Source organism: Nocardioides sp. (genome assembly GCF_035429765.1).
Classification (GTDB): domain Bacteria; phylum Actinomycetota; class Actinomycetes; order Propionibacteriales; family Nocardioidaceae; genus Nocardioides.
This window is the reverse complement of record NZ_DAOMFK010000273.1, coordinates 1-3,189: the sequence shown is the minus strand read 5'-3', so window position 1 is coordinate 3,189 and position 3,189 is coordinate 1. Positions and strand designations below refer to the sequence as shown.

The 3,189-nt window shown below is 75.6% G+C and carries 3 protein-coding genes; all 3 read right to left on the bottom strand.

Translation table 11 applies throughout. From position 1 onward, the window contains the following. The coding region (locus tag PLP61_RS16000) for a V-type ATP synthase subunit D (protein ID WP_324503756.1) at window positions 1–406 on the bottom strand (406 nt) is incomplete at its 3' end. Continuing rightward, window positions 403–1,830 carry a V-type ATP synthase subunit B gene (locus PLP61_RS15995; RefSeq protein ID WP_324503755.1) on the bottom strand — a complete coding sequence of 476 codons (1,428 nt, stop codon included), beginning with the start codon at window positions 1,828–1,830 and terminating at the stop codon, window positions 403–405. The genes PLP61_RS16000 and PLP61_RS15995, both read right to left, overlap by 4 nt. After that, on the bottom strand, window positions 1,827–3,189 hold a 1,363-nt coding region (locus tag PLP61_RS15990; RefSeq protein ID WP_324503754.1), incomplete at its 5' end, for a V-type ATP synthase subunit A. The genes PLP61_RS15995 and PLP61_RS15990, both read right to left, overlap by 4 nt.

Genomic DNA, 3,189 nt, shown 5'->3' with positions numbered 1-3,189 from the left:
CGTGCCGGGCCACCGCCTCCAGCCCGCGGGCGTGGGCGCCGGCGGCAAGCACCAGCGCGGAGGATCCGGCCGTGCGGGTCTCCCGGGGGAGCACCGCGCGGGCGTCGTCGGGATACACGACACCCATCGCCGCGTGCCAGGACACCCGGACCAGCGCCCGGCCCGGGCCGGAGGCGCTGGCGAGCCGCTCCGCGCCGTCCAGCCCGTGGCTGCGCGCCAGCCAGCGGGCGGCCTCGGTGGCGGTCTCCTCCCACTCCAGGCCGGTACGCCGGGTGTGCAGGCGCAACCGGGCGAGCTCACCGGCCAGCACCCGCTGCTTGCGGTCCAGCAGGTCGCTGCCCCGTCGGGCCATCTCGATCTGGTGCACCAGGCGGAGTCGGCCGGAGCGCCCGGTGGGGGCGCTCACGACCCGACCTCCGCGGGGGGACCCGCAGGCAGGTACCGCTCGACCAGCGCGGCGTCGAGCATCGTGAGCTCGCGCCGGGGGAGGGTGGCCAGGGACCGCCACAGCAGGTCGAGGGTGGTGGCGACCGGCCGCCGCTCCCGTACCCCCTGGTGGAGCACGCCCTGCTCCAGCGCGGTGCGGTACTCGAGGTAGAGCCGGTCGGTCCGGTCCAGCGCGGCCGGGCCGACGAGCTCGGCGAGCTCGGCGGTCTGCCGGGCCCGGGCCAGGGCGGCCAAGGCCTGGGCGGCGACGTCGAGGTGGTCCTCGCGGGTGCGGTCCCGTCCGACGCCGGCCCGCATCAGCCGGGACAGCGAGGACAGCACGTCGATCGGTGGGTAGACGCCGCGGGCCTGCAGGTCGGGGCTGAGCACGACCTGCCCCTCGGTGATGTACCCGGTCAGATCGGGGACCGGGTGGGTGATGTCCCCGCCGGGCATGGTGAGCACCGGCAGCAGGGTGACCGACCCGTCCCGGCCCACCACCCGCCCGCACCGTTCGTAGAGCGAGGCGAGGTCGCTGTAGAGGTAGCCGGGGTAGGCACGGCGCGCCGGGATCTCCTGTCGGGCCGCGGACACCTCGCGCAGCGCCTCGCAGTAGCTGGTGATGTCGCACAGGACGACCAGGACGTGGAAGCCGTGGGTGAAGGCCAGGTCCTCGGCGACGGTGAGGGCGATCCGGGGGGTGAGCAGCCGCTCGATCACCGGATCGTCGGCCGCGTTGAGCAGCATCACCAGCTCGCCGGCCGCCGACCGCTCCTCCAGCGCGTCACGGACGAAGGCGAGATCGGCGTGCGGCAGGCCCATGCCGGCGAACACGACCCGGAAGGACTCGGCGCCGGCGGTCGCCTGGGCGGCGATCTGCGTCGCGAGCCGTAGGTGCGGCAGGCCCGGGGAGCTGAAGATCGGGAGCTTCTGGCCGCGGACCAGCGTCATCAGCGCGTCGATCGCACTCACGCCGGTCTCCACCGGCTGCCGCGGCCGGTCGCGGTGCACGGGGTTCAGCGGCCACCCGGCGGTCGGCGCCTCCCGGACGTCGTACACCGGGGGGCCGCCGTCCAGCGGCTCACCCCGCCCGTTGCACACCCGCCCCAGCCACCCGGTGCCGACCGGCACGTGCATCGGCCTGCCGGTGAAGCCGACCGCGACCCGTCCCGGGGCCAGCCCCGCCGTCCCCTCCAGCACCTGGACCACCGCCAGGTCCTCGTCGACCTCGAGCACCAGACCGTGCCGGGACGGGCCGTCGTCCACCTCGACCACCGCGAACTCGTCCCAGCCCACGCCGCGCGCCCCGCGGACGACGAGCAGCGGGCCGGCGACCGAGGCCACGTCCGAGCAGCTCACCGGCACCAGGTCGGCGACGGGTCGGGCGAGGTCCCCCTGGGTCATGACAGCTCCACCAGCCTGGCGAGGGCGGCGTCCCGGCAGCCCTGCACGCCGGCGACGTCGTCGGGCCCGGTCGTCTCCCGCACCCGCACCACGTCGGTCAGGTCGAGCTCCTCCACCGCGGTGGCGGCGACGCCTCGCGCGACGGCCTGGTCGCAGCCGTCGAAGACGTCGAGCACCATGGCCAGCAGCGCCTGCGCCTTCTCCGCCGAGCAGTGGGCGTCGTTCGCGCTGAGGGCGCTCTGCATGAGCACCCCTTCCCGCAGCAGCCGCCCGGCCAGGAGCACCATCCGCTCGTGGCCGGGGAGCGCCTGGGCGCCGAGGATCTCGGCCAGGGCGGCGAGCCGGTCCGCCTCGGCCAGCAGGCCGGCCGCCCGAGCCCGGTGCCGCACCCAGTCGGGCTGCCCAGCAGCGGTACGCCGGGCGCCCAGGGCCTCGACCTCGCGGGAGAACGACCCGCGCCAGCTCACGGCGGGGTAGTGCCGGGAGTAGGCCAGGTCGCGGTCCAGGGACCACACGGCGCCGACGAACCTCTCGGTCGCCGTGGTGACCGGCTCGCTCAGGTCGCCACCCGGAGGTGAGACCGACCCGATCACCGTGACCGACCCGGTGCCCCCGGAGAGCGTGCGGACCCGACCGGCCCGCTCGTAGAAGGCCGCGAGCGCCGACGCCAGGTCGGCCGGGTAGCCCTCCTCCGCGGGCAGCGCGCCGGAGCGGGAGGCGAACTCGCGCAGCGCCTCGGCCCAGCGTGAGGTCGAGTCCGCGATCAGGACCGCGTCGTAGCCCATGTCCCGGTAGTACTCCGCGACCGTGATCCCGGTGTAGATGCTCGCCTCGCGCGCCATCATCGGCATGTTGGAGGTGTTGGCCACGATCACGGTGCGGTCGGCCAGCCGGCCCCCGGTGCGGGGGTCGGAGAGCTCGCCGAGCTCGGCCAGCACGTCGGCCATCTCGTTGCCGCGCTCGCCGCACCCGACGTAGACGATCACGTCGGCGTCGCACCACTTGGCGATCTGCTGGAGCAGCATGGTCTTGCCGGTGCCGAAGCCGCCGGGCACGGCCGCTGCGGACCCGCGCGCCAGGGGGAACAGCAGGTCGATGACCCGCTGGCCGGTGTGCAGGTCCAGGGCCTCGTCAAGGCGCTCCACCGCCGGCCGGGGGGTGCGCACCGGCCACTGCTCCACCAGCGGCACCTCCCGCCCGCCCACCCGGGCGATCGGCTCGGTCTCGGAGTACTCACCCTCGCCGGCGAGGAAGGTGAGCGTGCCGGCGCAGGAGGGCGGCACCAGGACCCGGTGCTCGACGCTGCCGCCGCCCGCGACGGTGCCCACCAGCTCGCCCGGGGCCAGCGGGGACCCCAGG

Excerpts from the sequence above, each read along its gene's own strand:
- PLP61_RS15995 (WP_324503755.1), bottom strand. The coding sequence starts at position 1,830 with ATGACCCAGGGGGACCTCGCCCGACCCGTCGCCGACCTGGTGCCGGTG.